General features: G+C 68.9%; 26 protein-coding genes. 2 read left to right on the top strand and 24 right to left on the bottom strand.

The window, feature by feature from the left end:
- Nucleotides 1-8: 8 nt before the first annotated feature.
- The 21 genes from rplO to rpsJ all read right to left on the bottom strand — a co-directional run bounded on the left by rplO (nucleotide 9) and on the right by rpsJ (nucleotide 9833).
- On the bottom strand, nucleotides 9-449 hold the full coding sequence (rplO, locus tag AC57BS_RS14780) for a 50S ribosomal protein L15 (RefSeq protein ID WP_496412196.1): 441 nt from the start codon (nucleotides 447-449) through the stop codon (nucleotides 9-11).
- A gap of 1 nt (nucleotide 450) precedes the next feature.
- Nucleotides 451-633 (bottom strand): 50S ribosomal protein L30, encoded by a 183-nt coding sequence (gene rpmD, locus AC57BS_RS14775; protein ID WP_056599717.1) that lies wholly within the window; start codon nucleotides 631-633, stop codon nucleotides 451-453.
- Nucleotides 633-1256 (bottom strand): 30S ribosomal protein S5, encoded by a 624-nt coding sequence (gene rpsE / locus AC57BS_RS14770; protein WP_496412195.1) that lies wholly within the window; start codon nucleotides 1254-1256, stop codon nucleotides 633-635. Before rpsE ends, rpmD begins: the two co-directional genes overlap by 1 nt.
- A 40-nt stretch (nucleotides 1257-1296) precedes the next feature.
- Nucleotides 1297-1680 carry a 50S ribosomal protein L18 gene (rplR, locus tag AC57BS_RS14765; protein WP_191278204.1) on the bottom strand — a complete coding sequence of 128 codons (384 nt, stop codon included), beginning with the start codon at nucleotides 1678-1680 and terminating at the stop codon, nucleotides 1297-1299.
- Nucleotide 1681: 1 nt separating this feature from the next.
- Nucleotides 1682-2224 (bottom strand): 50S ribosomal protein L6, encoded by a 543-nt coding sequence (gene rplF, locus AC57BS_RS14760; protein ID WP_129453386.1) that lies wholly within the window; start codon nucleotides 2222-2224, stop codon nucleotides 1682-1684.
- Nucleotides 2225-2258: 34 nt separating this feature from the next.
- Nucleotides 2259-2678: a 30S ribosomal protein S8 gene (rpsH, locus tag AC57BS_RS14755; RefSeq protein WP_129453385.1), complete on the bottom strand. Its 420-nt coding sequence runs from the start codon at nucleotides 2676-2678 to the stop codon at nucleotides 2259-2261.
- A gap of 69 nt (nucleotides 2679-2747) precedes the next feature.
- Nucleotides 2748-2933 (bottom strand): type Z 30S ribosomal protein S14, encoded by a 186-nt coding sequence (locus AC57BS_RS14750; protein WP_011757321.1) that lies wholly within the window; start codon nucleotides 2931-2933, stop codon nucleotides 2748-2750.
- 4 nt (nucleotides 2934-2937) lie between these two features.
- A complete protein-coding gene (gene rplE / locus AC57BS_RS14745) occupies nucleotides 2938-3504 on the bottom strand; it encodes a 50S ribosomal protein L5 (RefSeq protein ID WP_496412194.1) in 567 nt (188 codons plus the stop codon).
- Nucleotide 3505: 1 nt separating this feature from the next.
- Nucleotides 3506-3847: a 50S ribosomal protein L24 gene (gene rplX / locus AC57BS_RS14740; RefSeq protein ID WP_496412193.1), complete on the bottom strand. Its 342-nt coding sequence runs from the start codon at nucleotides 3845-3847 to the stop codon at nucleotides 3506-3508.
- 15 nt (nucleotides 3848-3862) lie between these two features.
- On the bottom strand, nucleotides 3863-4231 hold the full coding sequence (gene rplN, locus AC57BS_RS14735; RefSeq protein ID WP_056599693.1) for a 50S ribosomal protein L14: 369 nt from the start codon (nucleotides 4229-4231) through the stop codon (nucleotides 3863-3865).
- A gap of 103 nt (nucleotides 4232-4334) precedes the next feature.
- Nucleotides 4335-4619: a 30S ribosomal protein S17 gene (rpsQ, locus tag AC57BS_RS14730; RefSeq protein WP_496412192.1), complete on the bottom strand. Its 285-nt coding sequence runs from the start codon at nucleotides 4617-4619 to the stop codon at nucleotides 4335-4337.
- Nucleotides 4616-4858, bottom strand: coding sequence for a 50S ribosomal protein L29 (gene rpmC, locus AC57BS_RS14725; RefSeq protein ID WP_496412191.1), 243 nt, complete (start codon nucleotides 4856-4858; stop codon nucleotides 4616-4618). Before rpmC ends, rpsQ begins: the two co-directional genes overlap by 4 nt.
- On the bottom strand, nucleotides 4858-5277 hold the full coding sequence (gene rplP, locus AC57BS_RS14720; RefSeq protein ID WP_129453380.1) for a 50S ribosomal protein L16: 420 nt from the start codon (nucleotides 5275-5277) through the stop codon (nucleotides 4858-4860). Before rplP ends, rpmC begins: the two co-directional genes overlap by 1 nt.
- 4 nt (nucleotides 5278-5281) lie before the next feature.
- Nucleotides 5282-6100: a 30S ribosomal protein S3 gene (gene rpsC, locus AC57BS_RS14715; RefSeq protein WP_496412190.1), complete on the bottom strand. Its 819-nt coding sequence runs from the start codon at nucleotides 6098-6100 to the stop codon at nucleotides 5282-5284.
- Entirely contained in the window at nucleotides 6100-6534 is a 435-nt protein-coding gene (rplV, locus tag AC57BS_RS14710) for a 50S ribosomal protein L22 (protein ID WP_135838847.1), read from the bottom strand. The genes rpsC and rplV overlap by 1 nt, the downstream gene beginning before the upstream one ends.
- On the bottom strand, nucleotides 6531-6812 hold the full coding sequence (gene rpsS, locus AC57BS_RS14705) for a 30S ribosomal protein S19 (protein WP_129453377.1): 282 nt from the start codon (nucleotides 6810-6812) through the stop codon (nucleotides 6531-6533). Before rpsS ends, rplV begins: the two co-directional genes overlap by 4 nt.
- A 5-nt stretch (nucleotides 6813-6817) precedes the next feature.
- On the bottom strand, nucleotides 6818-7654 hold the full coding sequence (gene rplB, locus AC57BS_RS14700) for a 50S ribosomal protein L2 (RefSeq protein ID WP_129453376.1): 837 nt from the start codon (nucleotides 7652-7654) through the stop codon (nucleotides 6818-6820).
- 24 nt (nucleotides 7655-7678) lie between these two features.
- Entirely contained in the window at nucleotides 7679-7984 is a 306-nt protein-coding gene (rplW, locus tag AC57BS_RS14695; protein WP_129453375.1) for a 50S ribosomal protein L23, read from the bottom strand.
- Nucleotides 7981-8847: a 50S ribosomal protein L4, sunset domain variant gene (rplD, locus tag AC57BS_RS14690; protein ID WP_496412189.1), complete on the bottom strand. Its 867-nt coding sequence runs from the start codon at nucleotides 8845-8847 to the stop codon at nucleotides 7981-7983. The genes rplW and rplD overlap by 4 nt, the downstream gene beginning before the upstream one ends.
- Before the next feature lie 2 nt (nucleotides 8848-8849).
- Nucleotides 8850-9515, bottom strand: coding sequence for a 50S ribosomal protein L3 (gene rplC / locus AC57BS_RS14685; RefSeq protein WP_496412188.1), 666 nt, complete (start codon nucleotides 9513-9515; stop codon nucleotides 8850-8852).
- A gap of 9 nt (nucleotides 9516-9524) precedes the next feature.
- A complete protein-coding gene (gene rpsJ / locus AC57BS_RS14680) occupies nucleotides 9525-9833 on the bottom strand; it encodes a 30S ribosomal protein S10 (protein WP_008360994.1) in 309 nt (102 codons plus the stop codon).
- A gap of 440 nt (nucleotides 9834-10273) precedes the next feature.
- Here rpsJ and AC57BS_RS14675 point away from each other — a divergent pair, with 440 nt between their 5' ends.
- Nucleotides 10274-10984 (top strand): tetratricopeptide repeat protein, encoded by a 711-nt coding sequence (locus tag AC57BS_RS14675; RefSeq protein ID WP_496412187.1) that lies wholly within the window; start codon nucleotides 10274-10276, stop codon nucleotides 10982-10984.
- Nucleotides 10985-11025: 41 nt separating this feature from the next.
- Nucleotides 11026-11412: a hypothetical protein gene (locus AC57BS_RS14670; protein ID WP_496412186.1), complete on the top strand. Its 387-nt coding sequence runs from the start codon at nucleotides 11026-11028 to the stop codon at nucleotides 11410-11412.
- A 22-nt stretch (nucleotides 11413-11434) separates the two neighbouring features.
- Here AC57BS_RS14670 and trmB read toward each other — a convergent pair whose 3' ends face one another.
- The 3 genes from trmB to AC57BS_RS14655 are packed head-to-tail and all read right to left on the bottom strand — an operon-like array spanning nucleotide 11435 to nucleotide 14060.
- Nucleotides 11435-12157 carry a tRNA (guanine(46)-N(7))-methyltransferase TrmB gene (gene trmB / locus AC57BS_RS14665; RefSeq protein WP_496412185.1) on the bottom strand — a complete coding sequence of 241 codons (723 nt, stop codon included), beginning with the start codon at nucleotides 12155-12157 and terminating at the stop codon, nucleotides 11435-11437.
- A 50-nt stretch (nucleotides 12158-12207) separates the two neighbouring features.
- Nucleotides 12208-13599, bottom strand: a complete 1392-nt coding sequence (locus AC57BS_RS14660; protein WP_496412184.1) for an aspartate aminotransferase family protein — start codon at nucleotides 13597-13599, stop codon at nucleotides 12208-12210.
- A complete protein-coding gene (locus tag AC57BS_RS14655; protein ID WP_496412183.1) occupies nucleotides 13596-14060 on the bottom strand; it encodes an Lrp/AsnC family transcriptional regulator in 465 nt (154 codons plus the stop codon). Before AC57BS_RS14655 ends, AC57BS_RS14660 begins: the two co-directional genes overlap by 4 nt.
- Nucleotides 14061-14201 lie beyond the last annotated feature (141 nt).

Here is a 14201-nt window from a genome sequence, read left to right as displayed (position 1 = left end):
GGCAGGCCTCAGGCCACGGTCACGGAGCCGCCGGCGGCCTCGATCTTCTCCTTGGCGGAGGACGAGAACGCGTTGGCGCTGACCTGGACGGCGACCGAGATGTCGCCCTGACCCAGGACCTTGACGGGCTGGTTCTTGCGAACCGCGCCCTTGGCCACCAGGTCGGCGACCGTCACGGTGCCACCCTCGGGGAACAGCTCGCCGAGGCGGTCGAGGTTGACGACCTGGAACTCCACGCGGAAGGGGTTCTTGAAGCCCTTCAGCTTGGGCAGGCGCATGTGGATCGGCATCTGGCCGCCCTCGAAGGCAACCGGAACCTGGTAGCGCGCCTTGGTGCCCTTGGTACCGCGGCCGGCCGTCTTGCCCTTGGAGCCCTCACCGCGACCCACGCGGGTCTTGGCGGTCTTGGCGCCCGGAGCGGGACGCAAGTGGTGCAGCTTGAGCGTCATGTCACTCCACCTCCTCGAACGTCACCAGGTGACGGACGGTGTTGATCATGCCCCGGATCTCCGGGCGGTCTTCCTTCACGACGACGTCGCCGATCCGCTTGAGACCGAGCGAGCGCAGCGTCTCGCGCTGGTTGGCCTTGAGGCCGACCAGCCCGCGCTTCTGCTGGACCTTGAGCTGTGCCATCAGGACTGCACCCCCGCGGTCTCGTTCAGGCCCTCGGCGCGCGCCTTGAGCAGCGCGGCCGGGGTCACGTCCTCGACGCGCATGCCGCGACGAGCGGCCACGGCCTCGGGCTCCTCGAGCATGCGGAGCGCCTCGACGGTCGCGTGCACGATGTTGATCTGGTTGGACGAGCCGAGCGACTTGCTCAGCACGTCGTGGATGCCGGCGCACTCGAGGACCGCGCGCACCGGGCCACCGGCGATCACACCGGTACCGGGAGCGGCGGGACGCAGCAGGACGACGCCCGCGGCCTTCTCACCCTGCACCGGGTGCGGGATGGTGCCCTGGATGCGGGGGACCTTGAAGAAGTGCTTCTTGGCCTCCTCGACACCCTTGGCGATCGCCGCGGGAACTTCCTTCGCCTTGCCGTAGCCGACGCCGACCAGACCTTCACCGTCGCCGACGATCACGAGGGCGGTGAAGCTGAAGCGACGACCACCCTTCACGACCTTGGCGACTCGGTTGATCGCCACGACGCGCTCGATGTAGGCGGTCTTGTCAGCCTGGTTGCGACCGTTGTCGCGTCCGCGACGGTCACCAGACTGGCGCTCGCCACCGCGCTGTCCGCGCTGGGCTCCGCTCATGAGACTTGCTCCTTAATCAGAATCATTGGATGTCGTGCGATCAGAACTGGAGGCCGCCCTCACGGGCGGCGTCAGCCAGGGCCGCGATGCGACCGTGGTACTTGTTGCCGGCACGGTCGAAGACGACGTCCTCGATACCTGCGGCCTTGGCACGCGAGGCCACCAGCTCTCCGACCAGCTTGGCCTTGGCGGTCTTGTCGCCGTCGGTGCCGCGCACGTCCGCCTCCATCGTGGAGGCGTACGCCAGGGTGGCACCCTGCAGGTCGTCGACGACCTGCACCGAGAGGTGCTTGGCCGACTTGGTGACGACCAGGCGCGGACGCTCGGCGGTCCCGTTGATGCGCTTGCGACCACGCGCCTGACGGCGCAGGCGCGCACGGACACGGTTCGCCGTGTGCTTGTTGTTGCTCAGGGAGATCGCCATGTCACTTACCGGCCTTTCCGACCTTGCGGCGGATGTGCTCGCCGGCGTAGCGCACGCCCTTGCCCTTGTAGGGCTCAGGCTTGCGGAGCTTGCGGATGTTGGCCGCAACCTCTCCGACGAGCTGCTTGTCGATGCCGACGACACCGAGCTTGGTCGGGCCCTCGACGGTGAAGGTGATGCCCTCGGGGGCGTCGAAGATGATCGGGTGCGAGTAGCCGAGCTGGAACTCGAGCTGCGTGGGGCCCTTGGGCAGGACGCGGTAACCCACGCCCACGATCTCGAGCTTCTTCTCGTAGCCCTCGGTCACGCCCACCACCATGTTGTTGATGAGCGTGCGGGTCAGGCCGTGGAGCGAGCGGCTGTTGCGCTCGTCGTCGGGACGCTTGACCTCGAGGATGCCGTCCTCGCCCTTGGCGACCGTGATCGGCGACGCGATGGTGTGCGACAGGGTGCCCTTGGGGCCCTTGACGGTCACCAGCGAGTCGTCGATCGCGACGTCGACACCGGACGGGACCGCGATGGGGAGCTTGCCAATGCGCGACATGCTTCTCTCTCTTCCTGGTCTCAGTTGGTCCGGGTCACCAGACGTAGGCGAGGACTTCGCCGCCCACGCCCTTCTGGTTCGCCTGGCGGTCGGTCAGCAGGCCCTGCGACGTCGAGATGATCGCGACGCCGAGGCCACCGAGGACCTTGGGCAGGTTGGTGCTCTTGGCGTAGACACGCAGGCCGGGCTTGCTGATGCGGCGTACGCCCGCGATCGAGCGCTCCCGGTTGCGGCCGTACTTGAGGGTCACGGTCAGCGTCTTGCCGACGGCGGGCTCGCCCTCGGCGTTGACGTTGTCGGCGACGTCGTAGGAGGTGATGTAACCCTCCTGCTTGAGGATCTCCGCGAGGCCGGCCTTCATCTTGCTGTAGGGCATCGACACCACGTCGTGGTACGCCTGGTTGGCGTTGCGCAGACGCGTGAGCATGTCTGCGATCGGGTCAGTCATCGTCATGATGTGGTTCTTTCTCGTCGTGGTTTCCTCAGGCTCACGGCCTGGGGACCTTCAACGTGTGTGAGGTGATTACCAGGAGGACTTGGTGACGCCGGGGAGCTCGCCGCGGTGGGCCATCTCCCGCAGGCAGATGCGGCACAGGCCGAACTTGCGGTAGACGGCCTTCGGGCGGCCGCAGCGCTGGCAGCGGGTGTAGCCGCGGACAGCGAACTTCGGCTTGCGAGCGGCCTTGACCTTGAGAGCAGTCTTCGCCATGTCGTCAGTTCTCCTTGAACGGGAACCCGAGCTGCTTCAGCAGCGCGCGGCCCTCGTCGTCGTTGGTGGCGGTGGTCACGATGGTGATGTCCATGCCGCGCGACCGGTCGATCTTGTCCTGGTTGATCTCGTGGAACATGACCTGCTCGGTGAGACCGAAGGTGTAGTTGCCACGACCGTCGAACTGCTTGGGCGAGAGCCCGCGGAAGTCGCGGATGCGGGGCAGCGCCAGGGACAGCAGGCGGTCCAGGAACTCCCACATGCGGTCGCCGCGCAGCGTGACGTGCGCACCGATCGGCATGCCCTCACGCAGCTTGAACTGCGCGATCGACTTGCGGGCCTTGGTCACGGCCGGCTTCTGGCCGGTGATCGCGGTGAGGTCGCGGATCGCGCCCTCGATCAGCTTGGAGTCGCGAGCAGCCTCGCCGACGCCCATGTTGACCACGATCTTGGTCAGGCCGGGGACCTGCATGATGTTGGCGATGTCGAACTCCGAGCGCAGCGCGGGGATGATCTCCTCGCGGTAGCGCGCCTTGAGCCGCGGAATCTCAGTGGTCTGGGTCTCGGCCATCTCAGATCTCCTTGCCGGTCTTGCGGGACACGCGGACCGACCGGGTGGCGGTGTAGGTCGAGCCGTCGGGACGGCGCTTGGTGACCTCGTCGCGGCGGAAGCCGACACGCGTGACACCGTCGTCCTCGACGAGCATCACGTTGGAGACGTGGATGGGCGCCTCGCGGGTGATGATGCCGCCGGTGGTGTTGGTCTGCTGCACGGACTTGGTGTGGCGCTTGACGAGGTTGACACCCTCGACGATCACGCGGTCCTCCTCGCGGAGCACCGAGATGACCTTGCCCTGGGCACCCTTGTCCTTGCCGGCGATCACCTTGACGGTGTCGCCCTTCTTGATGTTCATGTGCTTACCCATCTCTCACAACACCTCCGGGGCGAGCGAGATGATCTTCATGAAGCGCTTCTCGCGCAGCTCGCGGCCGACGGGGCCGAAGATGCGCGTGCCACGAGGCTCGCCGTCGTTCTTGAGGATGACGGCGGCGTTCTCGTCGAAGCGGATGTAGGAACCGTCGGCGCGGCGACGCTCCTTGACGGTGCGTACGACCACGGCCTTGACGACGTCGCCCTTCTTGACGTTGCCACCGGGGATCGCGTCCTTGACGGTGGCGACGATGACGTCACCGATGCCGGCGTAGCGACGCCCAGAGCCACCGAGAACACGGATGCAGAGGATCTCCTTCGCACCGGTGTTGTCGGCGACCTTGAGTCGCGACTCCTGCTGGATCATTGATTTCTCCTGGTTGTCGAGCTGGTTCTCGCTCCCTCAGCGGGGGGCGAGCCTGGCCGAACTGATGTGTGGAAATGTGGAGCTCGAGGCCGGGGGCCTCAGGTCACTTGGCCTTCTCGAGGACCTCGATGAGGCGCCAGCGCTTGGTGGCGGACAGCGGGCGGGTCTCCATGATCAGGACCCGGTCGCCGATGCCGCACTGGTTGGTCTCGTCGTGGGCCTTGAGCCGCGACGTCTTGCGCATGACCTTGCCGTAGAGGGCGTGCTTCACGCGGTCCTCGACGGCGACGACGATGGTCTTGTCCATCTTGTCGCTCACGACGAGGCCCTCGCGGACCTTGCGCTGGTTGCGCTCGCCGGACGTCCGGGTCGCAGTGTTCTCGCTCATGCCTTCGCCTCTTCGTTGGTGCCCGGGGTGGTGCGGATGCCGAGCTCGCGCTCGCGGACCACGGTGTAGATGCGGGCGATGTCCTTCTTGACCACGCGGAGCCGGCCGTTGCTCTCCAGCTGGCCGGTGGCCGCCTGGAAACGGAGGTTGAACAGCTCCTCCTTGGCCTCGCGGAGCTTCGCCTCGAGCTCGGTGGCGTCGAGCTCGTCGAGCTCGTGGGCGTTCAGCTTGGTAGCCATCAGAATTCACCGGCCTCACGGGAGATGAACCGGCACTTCATCGGGAGCTTGTGCATCGCGCGGCGCATGGCCTCACGGGCAGTGGTCTCGTCGACGCCGGAGAGTTCGAACATGACGCGGCCGGGCTTGACGTTGGCAACCCACCACTCGGGGGAACCCTTGCCGGAACCCATGCGGGTCTCGGCAGGCTTCTTGGTCAGCGGGCGGTCCGGGTAGATGTTGATCCAGACCTTTCCACCACGCTTGATGTGACGGGTCATGGCGATACGGGCCGACTCGATCTGTCGGTTGGTCACGTAGTGACCCTCGACCGCCTGGATGCCGAAGTCACCGAAGGCCAGCGTGGTGCCACCCTTGGCAACGCCGCGGCGCTTGGGGTGGTGCTGCTTGCGGTGCTTGACACGACGGGGCATCAACATGAGGTCAGGCCTCCTGTCCGGTGCTCGGTGCAGCCTCGGCGGCCGGGGCCGCTGAAGTCTCAGCGGTGGCCTCGGTGCGAGGAGCGCGGTCGCCGCGCGAGCCACGGCTCGGACGGTCGCCGCCACGGGTGTTGGGACGGCCGCTGCGGCCGGGGGCACCGGCGCGGGCGGCCTGCTGGGCCTGGCGCTCGGCACGGGTGCCGGCGACCTCGCCCTTGTAGATCCAGACCTTCACGCCGATGCGGCCGAAGGTGGTCTTGGCCTCGTAGAAGCCGTAGTCGATGTCGGCGCGGAGGGTGTGCAGGGGCACGCGACCCTCGCGGTAGAACTCCGTGCGCGACATCTCGGCGCCGTTGAGACGACCCGAGCACTGGATCCGGATGCCCTTGGCACCGGAGCGCATCGAGGTCTGCATGGCCTTGCGCATGGCGCGGCGGAACTGCACGCGGCCCGCGAGCTGCTCGGCGACACCCTGGGCGACCAGCTGCGCGTCGATCTCGGGCTGCTTCACCTCGAGGATGTTCAGCTGGACCTGCTTGCCGGTGAGCTTCTCGAGCTCGCCGCGGATGCGGTCCGCCTCGGCGCCACGGCGACCGATGACGATGCCGGGACGCGCGGTGTGGATGTCCACCCGGACACGGTCACGGGTGCGCTCGATCTCCACCTTGGAGATGCCGGCCCGCTCCATGCCCTTGGAGAGCAGCTTGCGGATGGCGACGTCCTCACCGACGTACGACTTGTAGAGCTTGTCGGCGTACCAACGGCTCTTGTGGTCGGTGGAGATGCCCAGGCGGAAGCCGTTCGGGTTGATCTTCTGGCCCATCAGGCACCCTTTCCGTTCTTACCCTTGGGGTTGGTCAGCGCGTCGGCCGGCTGCACCGCGAGGGTGATGTGGCTGGTGCGCTTGTTGATGCGGGTCGCACGACCCTGGGCACGCGGACGCCAACGCTTCATCGTCGGGCCCTCGTCGACCATCGCGACGGACAGCACCAGGTCGGCCCGGTTGAGGCCCTCGGTGGTCTCGGCGTTGGCGACGGCGCTCTCCAGCACCTTGTAGACGGTCTCGGAGGCGGCCTGCGGCGCGAACTGCAGCAGGGTCAGGGCCTCGTCGACCTGGAGGCCGCGGACCATGTCGACGACACGGCGGGCCTTCATCGGGGTGATCCGCACGTAGCGTGCGCTGGCGAACGCGCCCGGCTGGTCGCCGAGCAGCGACTCGCGGCGCGCACTGGTGCGGCTGCGCTCGGTGGTGCTCATCGACGGCGTCCCTTCCGGTCTTCCTTGACGTGCCCGCGGTAGGTGCGGGTCGGGGCGAACTCCCCGAGCTTGTGGCCGACCATGGAGTCGGTCACGAAGACGGGGACGTGCTTGCGACCGTCGTGCACGGCGATGGTGTGACCGATCATGTCGGGCACGATCATCGACCGGCGCGACCAGGTCTTGATGACGTTGTGGGTGCCCTTCTCGTTCTCGGCGTCCACCTTCTTCTGAAGGTGGTCGTCGATGAAGGGGCCCTTCTTCAGGCTGCGAGGCATGTCGGTTACTTCCTACCCTTGCCGGACTTGCGACGACGGATGATCTGGGAGTCGCTGGCCTTGCGCTTGCGCGTGCGGCCCTCGGGCTTGCCCCAGGGGGAGACGGGGTGGCGACCACCGGACGTCTTGCCCTCACCACCACCGTGCGGGTGGTCCACCGGGTTCATGACGACACCGCGGACGGTCGGGCGGACGCCCTTCCACCGCATGCGGCCGGCCTTGCCCCAGTTGATGTTGGACTGCTCGGCGTTGCCGACCTCGCCGATCGTGGCGCGGCAGCGCACGTCGACGAACCGCATCTCGCCCGAGGGCATGCGCAGCGTCGCGCGGCTTCCCTCACGGGCGACCAGCTGGGCGGAGTTGCCGGCCGAGCGGGCGATCTTGGCGCCGCCGCCCGGACGCAGCTCCACGCAGTGGATGGTCGTACCGACCGGGATGTTGCGCAGCGGCAGGTTGTTGCCGGGCTTGATGTCGGCGTTGGGGCCGGACTCCACCGCGGTGCCCTGCGTCAGGCCCTTGGGCGCCACGATGTAGCGCTTCTCGCCGTCGGCGTAGTGCAGCAGCGCGATGCGTGCGGTGCGGTTGGGGTCGTACTCGATGTGAGCGACCTTGGCCGGGACGCCGTCCTTGTCGTAGCGACGGAAGTCGATGATGCGGTAGGCGCGCTTGTGGCCGCCACCCTTGTGCCGGGTGGTGATGCGGCCCTGGTTGTTGCGGCCACCGTTCTTCGGCAGCGGGCGCGTCAGCGACTTCTCGGGCGTGGACCGGGTGATCTCGACGAAGTCGGCCACCGACGAGCCACGACGGCCCGGGGTGGTCGGCTTGTACTTGCGGATAGCCATATCAGTTCCTAGTCAGGAGCCCGGTCAGGAGACCGGACCTCCGAAGATGTCGATGCGGTGGCCCTCGGCGAGGCTGACGATCGCGCGCTTGGTGTTGGGACGCTTGCCCATGCCGTAGCGGGTGCGACGCGTCTTGCCCTGGCGGTTGATCGTGTTGACCGAGGTGACCTTGACGCCGAAGACCTTCTCGACCGCGATCTTGATCTCGGTCTTGTTGGCGTCCGGGTGGACGATGAAGGTGTACTTGTTGGCGTCGAGCAGGCCGTAGCTCTTCTCCGACACGACCGGCGCGATCAGCACGTCGCGGTGGTCCTTGTGCAGGGTGCTCACTTGTCGCTCTCCTTCGCGTCGGCGCGGGTCAGGCCGGCCGCCTCGGCGTCCTCGGCGGACTTGAACCAGAAGTCGCCGCCGGAGACGTCGTAGCCGGCGTCGCCCTCGACGAGGTAGGTGCCGGACTGCAGGCCCTGGACCTCGTGGCCCTTGGGGTTCTTGCCGCTCTTGAGCGGGGCCTTCGCGCCGGCCGGGAGGGCGGGCTCGTCGGCGGACTGCTCGGTGGCAGCGGGCGTCTCGACCGTCTCGGCCTGGGCGGCCGGGGCGGAGGCGCCACCGACGAACACGTCGTAGGCACCCTTGGTGAAGACCACGTCGTCGGCGTTGAGCACGTCGTAGGTGTTGAGCTGGTCGACGGCGACGATGTGGACCTCGGGCGCGTTGCGCAGCGAGAGCCAGGTGATCGCGTCGGAGCGCTCGAGCACCACGAGGTAGCCCACGCGGTCGGTCAGCGTGACCAACGCGGCCAGGGCGGCCTTGGTGGAGGGCTTGTCGCCCGACACCAGGGCGTCGACCACGTGGACGCGGCCGTTGCGGGCCCGGTCGGAGAGGGCACCGCGCAGGGCGGCGGCCTTCATCTTCTTGGGGGTGCGCTGGTCGTAGTTGCGCGGCTGCGGGCCGTGGACGACGCCACCGCCGGCGAACTGGGGCGCGCGGGTCGAACCCTGGCGGGCGCGGCCGGTGCCCTTCTGCTTGTAGGGCTTGCGGCCACCGCCGCGCACCTCGGCGCGGGTCTTGGTGGCGTGCGTGCCCTGACGAGCAGCGGCCTGCTGCGCGACGACGACCTGGTGGATCAGGGGAATGTTGACCTCGACGTCGAAGATCTCGGCGGGGAGGTCGACCTTGATGGTCTTGACAGCCATGCTCAGGCCTCCTGCGTCTTCTTGGCGGCCGAGCGGAGGACCACGAGCCCGTTCTTGGGGCCGGGGACGGCACCCTTGACCAGGATCAGGCCCTTCTCGGCGTCGACGGCGTGCACCGTCAGGTTCTGGGTGGTGACCGTGTCGTTGCCCATGCGGCCCGCCATGCGCGTGCCCTTGAAGACACGGCCCGGCGTGGCGCAGGCACCGATGGAGCCGGGCTTGCGGTGGTTGCGGTGGGCACCGTGCGAGGCGGAGACACCGTGGAAGCCGTGACGCTTCATGACACCGGCGAAACCCTTGCCCTTGCTGGTGCCGGTGACGTCGATCTCCTCGCCGGCGGCGAAGGTGTCGACACCGATCTCCTGGCCCACGGTGTAGGAGGCAGCGTCAGCGGTGCGGATCTCGGCCACGTGCCGGCGCGGGGTGACCCCGGCCTTGGCGAAGTGCCCGGCGTCGGGCGAGTTGACCTTGCGGGCCTCGATCTCGCCGAAGCCGACCTGGATGGCGTTGTAGCCGTCCACCTCGGGCTGGCGGACCTGGGTCACGACGTTGGTCGCGGCCGCGATCACGGTGACGGGGACGACCTTGTTGTTCTCGTCCCAGAGCTGGGTCATGCCGAGCTTGGTGCCCAGCAGCCCCTTCACGTTGCGTTCGAAAGTCTTAGCCATGTCGTCGCCTCAGAGCTTGATCTCGATGTCGACACCGGCAGGCAGGTCGAGACGCATCAGCGAGTCGACGGTCTTCGGCGTCGGGTCGATGATGTCGATCAGGCGCTTGTGCGTGCGCATCTCGAAGTGCTCGCGGGAGTCCTTGTACTTGTGGGGCGAACGGATGACGCAGTACACGTTCTTCTCGGTCGGCAGCGGCACAGGGCCGGCGACCTTCGCACCCGTACGGGTGACGGTGTCCACGATCTTCCGCGCCGAGGTGTCGATCACCTCGTGGTCATAGGCCTTGAGCCTGATGCGGATCTTCTGTCCCGCCATAGGTCCGTGTCCTCTTCGATCTCGTACGCCTGGTCTGGTTTCGGCTCCCGGCCCCTGGTGGGCTGGCGCCGCCTGTCTCTCCTCCACCCTCCGACCCCCGCGGTCGGGCGTGTCGCTCGGCCAACTGAACTGATCTGGCCCGTGACACGACCCGGAAGGGAGGTGGTGATGCTCTGGGTGGCACCCGACGGTTGTCGGATCTGGTCGGGTCTCCGATCACCATGTGATCCGGTGCGGTGCACGCAGGACGACTGGTTCGATCAAGGAGACGCGATTCAGAAGTCAAGGTGTGCCGCACCCCGGCAACCCGCCGGAGCAACCGGAACATCTTGGCAGACTCCGTACGCCCACGCCAAATCGCAACGTCATGGGTGCCGGTGGCCCGCGCCCCACGTCCCGGAGGGCGTACCCATCCTACTCGCTGGCCTACGCTCCGGGGCATGGCCGAGCACCTCCGCGACCTCTGGGACTTCGCCGACCCCGCCGGCAGCGAGCGACGCTTCCGCGACCTCGCCGAGAGGGCTCCAGCCCCGCTGCGGACCCACGCGCTGACCCAGGCCGCCCGCGCGCTGGGCCTCCTGGAGAGGTACGCCGACGGGCACGCGGTGCTCGACGGCCTGGCCCCCGTCGACCCTGAGGCGCGCGTGCGAATCTCCCTCGAGCGGGGCCGGCTGCTGCGCTCCGCCGGGGACGAGGCGACAGCCCGGGAGCACTTCGAGGACGCCGCGACCGCGGCCCGCGGCGCCGGGCTGGATGAGCTGGAGGTCGACGCCCTGCACATGGTGGCGCTGGTGGCCGCCCCGGCTGACCGCCTGTCGGCGCACGAGGCGGCGCTGGGCCGCGCCCGGTGCGCGAGCGACCCGGCGGCACGCGACTGGGACGCCTCCCTCCTCAACAACATCGGCATGACCCACGCCGACGCCGGCGACCACGCGGCGGCACTGGTCGCCTTCGAAGGCGCGCTCGCGGCGCGGGAGCGCATCGGCGACGCGTCGCGCACGCGGGTGGCGCGGTGGATGGTCGGGTGGTCGCTGCGGCACCTCGGGCGCACCGTCGAGGCCCGCGAGGTGCAGCTGGCGCTCAGCGCCGAGCTGGCGGCAGCCGGCGAGCACGACCCCTACGTCGACGAGGAGCTGGAGCTGCTCGGGTAGGGCCCCTTGCCTCCCCTCCGAGGCAGACCTACCGTCGAAGGATGGCCGGTCTGGTCGCGCTCGTCGTCTGCACGTTCATGCTGGGCGCCGCGCTGGGCCTGGCCCTGTGCCAGGACGAGGTCGGCCGGGCGGTGCGCCGGGTCCGCGAGCGCCTCTCCCCTCCCCCACCCGCGCCGACGGCGCCGGCCATCGAGGACCTCGCCGCAGCCCTGCGCCGGGTGCGGCGGGACGTGCTCGCCACCGCGCCGGGCACTCCCATGGCGCGCCGCCGCGGGACCGTGGCGGCGTACGACGACCTGCTCGCGCAGGCGGCCCGCGCGCTCGGGGTGCCGGACCTGCTCACCGACCTGCGCGAGGGCACCGACCGCGAGGCCGAGCGGTTGCGCCTCGAGCACCTGCTGCGGCAGGCGGGACTCGCGCTCGACTGAGTCGCGTCGCGCCCGTACGGCCTCAGTCACGCCGGCGGTAGCAGAAGTCGGCGATGTCGCGACCCACGTCGAGGCCCTTGCGCTCGAACCGGGTGAGGGGGCGCTCGACCCACCGCTCGACGCGGCCGCCCTCGAGCGTCGGCTCGGCGTCGAGGACCTCCTGCATCTGGTCGGCGTAGTCGGCCCAGTCGGTGGCCAGGCGCCACGCCCCGCCCGGCACCAGGCGCGAGGAGGCGAGCGCCGCGTTGGCCGGGTTGACCAGACGACGCTTGCGGTGCTTGGTCTTGCGCCACGGGTCGGGGAAGAAGGTCCAGATCTCGGCGAGGCTCGCCGGGGCGATCAGGTGCTCGAGCGACCACACGGCGTCGACGGAGCAGAACCGGACGTTGTCGGCCCCCGCCTCCGCCACGCGCCACAGGGAGTCGGCGACACCCGGGCGCCACACCTCGAGCGCGAGGACGTCGTGGTCCGGGCGGGCCGCCGCGAGGACCGCGGTCGCCTCACCGATGCCCGGTCCGATCTCGAGGATCAGCGGGGCCTGGCGCCCGAACCACTCGGCCAGCGAGAAGTCGGGCCTGTCGACGGCCTCGTCGGGGATCACCCAGTCGGCGTGGTGCGCGGCCCACGACTCGGCCTGCCGGGGCGTGAACCGGCTGCCACGCCGGGAGTAGGTCAGGACCTCGCGCATGCGGCGTCCGTCCTCGGTCAGTTTGAGGTGGGGGCGCGCGGGGCGTACGTCGTTCACGCCGCCATCCTCCCCGCTCCCCCGGGTCGGACGCACATCCGAGGGGATGCTCAGAGGTGCGCGAGGGCTCCCGTGAGCACCGAGCGCAGCCGCTGCTCGATGTCGTCGAACTCGGGCTGGCCGATGATCAGCGGCGGGGCGAGCTGGATGACCGGGTCGCCGCGGTCGTCGGCGCGGCAGTAGAGCCCGGCCTCCCACAGCGCGCCGGAGAGGTAGCCGCGCAGCAGCCGCTCGGACTCGGCGTCGTCGAACGTCTCCTTGGTCTCGCGGTCCTTGACCAGCTCGATGCCGTAGAAGTAGCCGTGGCCGCGGACGTCGCCGACGATCGGGATGTCGAGCAGCTTCTCCAGCGTCGTCCGGAAGGCAGGGGCGTTCTGCTGGACGTGGTCGGTGAGGCCCTCGCGCTCGAAGATGTCGAGGTTGGCCAGCGCCACGGCCGAGGAGACGGGGTGGCCGCCGAACGTGTAGCCGTGGGCGTACGCGGTGGTGCCGGTCCTGAAGGGCTCGAAGAGCCGGTCGCTGGCGATCATCGCGCCGATCGGCGAGTAGCCCGAGGTCATGCCCTTGGCGCAGGTGATGATGTCGGGCTGGTAGCCGAACTCGGCGGCACCGAACATCTCCCCGACCCGGCCGAAGGCGCAGATGACCTCGTCGGAGACGAGCAGCACGTCGTACTCGTCGCAGATCTCGCGGACCCGCTCGAAGTAGCCGGGGGGCGGGGGGAAGCAGCCGCCGGCGTTCTGCACCGGCTCGAGGAACACGGCGGCCACCGTGTCGGGGCCCTCGAACTCGATGGCCTCGGCGATGCGGTCCGCGGCCCAGCGGCCGAAGGCCTTCTCGTCGTCGCCGAGGTAGTCGGGGCGGCGGTAGAAGTTGGTGTTGGGCACCTTGTGCGCCCCCGGGACCAGCGGCTCGAACATCTCCTTGAGCGGGGGGATGCCCGTGATGGAGAGCGCGCCCTGCGGGGTGCCGTGGTAGGCCACGGCCCGGGAGATGACCTTGTGCTTGTTGGGCTTGCCGGTGAGCTTGAAGTACTGCTTGGCGAGCTTCCAGGCCGACTCGACGGCCTCGCCGCCGCCGGTGGTGAAGAAGACCCGGTTGAGGTCGCCGGGCGCCATCGCCGCGATGCGGTCGGCGAGCTCGACCGCGCGCGGGTGCGCGAAGGACCACAGCGGGAAGAAGGCCAGCTCCCTCGCCTGCTTCGCGGCCGCCTCGGCCAGCTCCTCGCGACCGTGGCCGACCTGGACCACGAAGAGGCCGGCGAGGCCGTCGATGTACTCGCGGCCGTGGCTGTCCCAGATCTTGTGCCCCTCGCCCTTGACGATGAGCGGCATCTCGCCGCCCTTCTCGTAGGTCGAGTGGCGGGTGAAGTGCAACCACAGGTGGTCGCGACCGGCGGCCTGGTAGTCGAAGGACTCGTCGTGGGACGGGTGGAGGCTCATCGTGTTCCCCAGTTGTAGTGCTGCTTGTTGAGCTTGAGGTAGACGAAGGTCTCGGAGGAGACGACGCCCTCGAGCTCGCGGACCTGACGGATGACGTCGAGCAGGTGCGGGTCGTCCTCGCACACCACCTCGACGAGGAGGTCGAAGCTGCCGGCGGTGGTGACGACGTAGTCGACCTCGGGCACCTGCGCGAGCCGGTCGCCCACCTTCATCGGGTCGCCCTCGGTGCGGACGCCGATCATCGCCTGGCGGGTGAAGCCGACCTGGGTCGGGTCCGTCACGGCGACGACCTGCATGACCTCGGAGTCGAGCAGCTTCTGGACCCGTGCCCGGGCCGCGGCCTCGGACAGCCCGACCGCCTTGGCGATCGCGGCGTACGAGATCCGCCCGTCCTCCTGCATGAGCTCGATGATGCGCTTGGCGGTCGCATCGAGCTTCACGGGTCCCTCGCGCTCGCTCATGGCACACATGGTGGACGGGCGAGGCGTGGGTTTGCAAGTCACCTGACGCGGAATCCGCATTTCGGGCCCGTAAATTCTGCGATTCCCGCACATTATTTTGGCGGAGGCTATAGAGATTGTCCCCGGTCGCGTCCTACTCTC

The organism is Nocardioides sp. BGA-UO-ETr-FS32, assembly GCF_059567905.1.
The sequence above is the reverse complement of the archived record's forward strand: the minus strand, read 5'-3'. Positions and strand labels throughout refer to the sequence as shown.

Coding starts and splice junctions, on each gene's coding strand:
- rplP (WP_129453380.1), bottom strand. CDS start 5,277: ATGTTGATGCCCCGTCGTGTCAAGCACCGCAAGCAGCACCACCCCAAG.
- rplC (WP_496412188.1), bottom strand. CDS start 9,515: ATGGCTAAGACTTTCGAACGCAACGTGAAGGGGCTGCTGGGCACCAAG.
- rpsJ (WP_008360994.1), bottom strand. CDS start 9,833: ATGGCGGGACAGAAGATCCGCATCAGGCTCAAGGCCTATGACCACGAG.
- rpsQ (WP_496412192.1), bottom strand. CDS start 4,619: ATGAGCGAGAACACTGCGACCCGGACGTCCGGCGAGCGCAACCAGCGC.
- rplV (WP_135838847.1), bottom strand. CDS start 6,534: ATGAGCACCACCGAGCGCAGCCGCACCAGTGCGCGCCGCGAGTCGCTG.
- rplO (WP_496412196.1), bottom strand. CDS start 449: ATGACGCTCAAGCTGCACCACTTGCGTCCCGCTCCGGGCGCCAAGACC.
- rpsE (WP_496412195.1), bottom strand. CDS start 1,256: ATGAGCGGAGCCCAGCGCGGACAGCGCGGTGGCGAGCGCCAGTCTGGT.
- rplR (WP_191278204.1), bottom strand. CDS start 1,680: ATGGCGATCTCCCTGAGCAACAACAAGCACACGGCGAACCGTGTCCGT.
- rpmC (WP_496412191.1), bottom strand. CDS start 4,858: ATGGCTACCAAGCTGAACGCCCACGAGCTCGACGAGCTCGACGCCACC.
- AC57BS_RS14655 (WP_496412183.1), bottom strand. CDS start 14,060: ATGAGCGAGCGCGAGGGACCCGTGAAGCTCGATGCGACCGCCAAGCGC.
- rpmD (WP_056599717.1), bottom strand. CDS start 633: ATGGCACAGCTCAAGGTCCAGCAGAAGCGCGGGCTGGTCGGCCTCAAG.
- rpsC (WP_496412190.1), bottom strand. CDS start 6,100: ATGGGCCAGAAGATCAACCCGAACGGCTTCCGCCTGGGCATCTCCACC.
- rplB (WP_129453376.1), bottom strand. CDS start 7,654: ATGGCTATCCGCAAGTACAAGCCGACCACCCCGGGCCGTCGTGGCTCG.
- AC57BS_RS14660 (WP_496412184.1), bottom strand. CDS start 13,599: ATGAGCCTCCACCCGTCCCACGACGAGTCCTTCGACTACCAGGCCGCC.
- rplE (WP_496412194.1), bottom strand. CDS start 3,504: ATGGCCGAGACCCAGACCACTGAGATTCCGCGGCTCAAGGCGCGCTAC.
- rplD (WP_496412189.1), bottom strand. CDS start 8,847: ATGGCTGTCAAGACCATCAAGGTCGACCTCCCCGCCGAGATCTTCGAC.
- AC57BS_RS14750 (WP_011757321.1), bottom strand. CDS start 2,933: ATGGCGAAGACTGCTCTCAAGGTCAAGGCCGCTCGCAAGCCGAAGTTC.
- rplX (WP_496412193.1), bottom strand. CDS start 3,847: ATGAACATCAAGAAGGGCGACACCGTCAAGGTGATCGCCGGCAAGGAC.
- rpsH (WP_129453385.1), bottom strand. CDS start 2,678: ATGACGATGACTGACCCGATCGCAGACATGCTCACGCGTCTGCGCAAC.
- rplF (WP_129453386.1), bottom strand. CDS start 2,224: ATGTCGCGCATTGGCAAGCTCCCCATCGCGGTCCCGTCCGGTGTCGAC.
- rplN (WP_056599693.1), bottom strand. CDS start 4,231: ATGATCCAGCAGGAGTCGCGACTCAAGGTCGCCGACAACACCGGTGCG.
- AC57BS_RS14670 (WP_496412186.1), top strand. CDS start 11,026: ATGGCCGGTCTGGTCGCGCTCGTCGTCTGCACGTTCATGCTGGGCGCC.
- AC57BS_RS14675 (WP_496412187.1), top strand. CDS start 10,274: ATGGCCGAGCACCTCCGCGACCTCTGGGACTTCGCCGACCCCGCCGGC.
- rpsS (WP_129453377.1), bottom strand. CDS start 6,812: ATGCCTCGCAGCCTGAAGAAGGGCCCCTTCATCGACGACCACCTTCAG.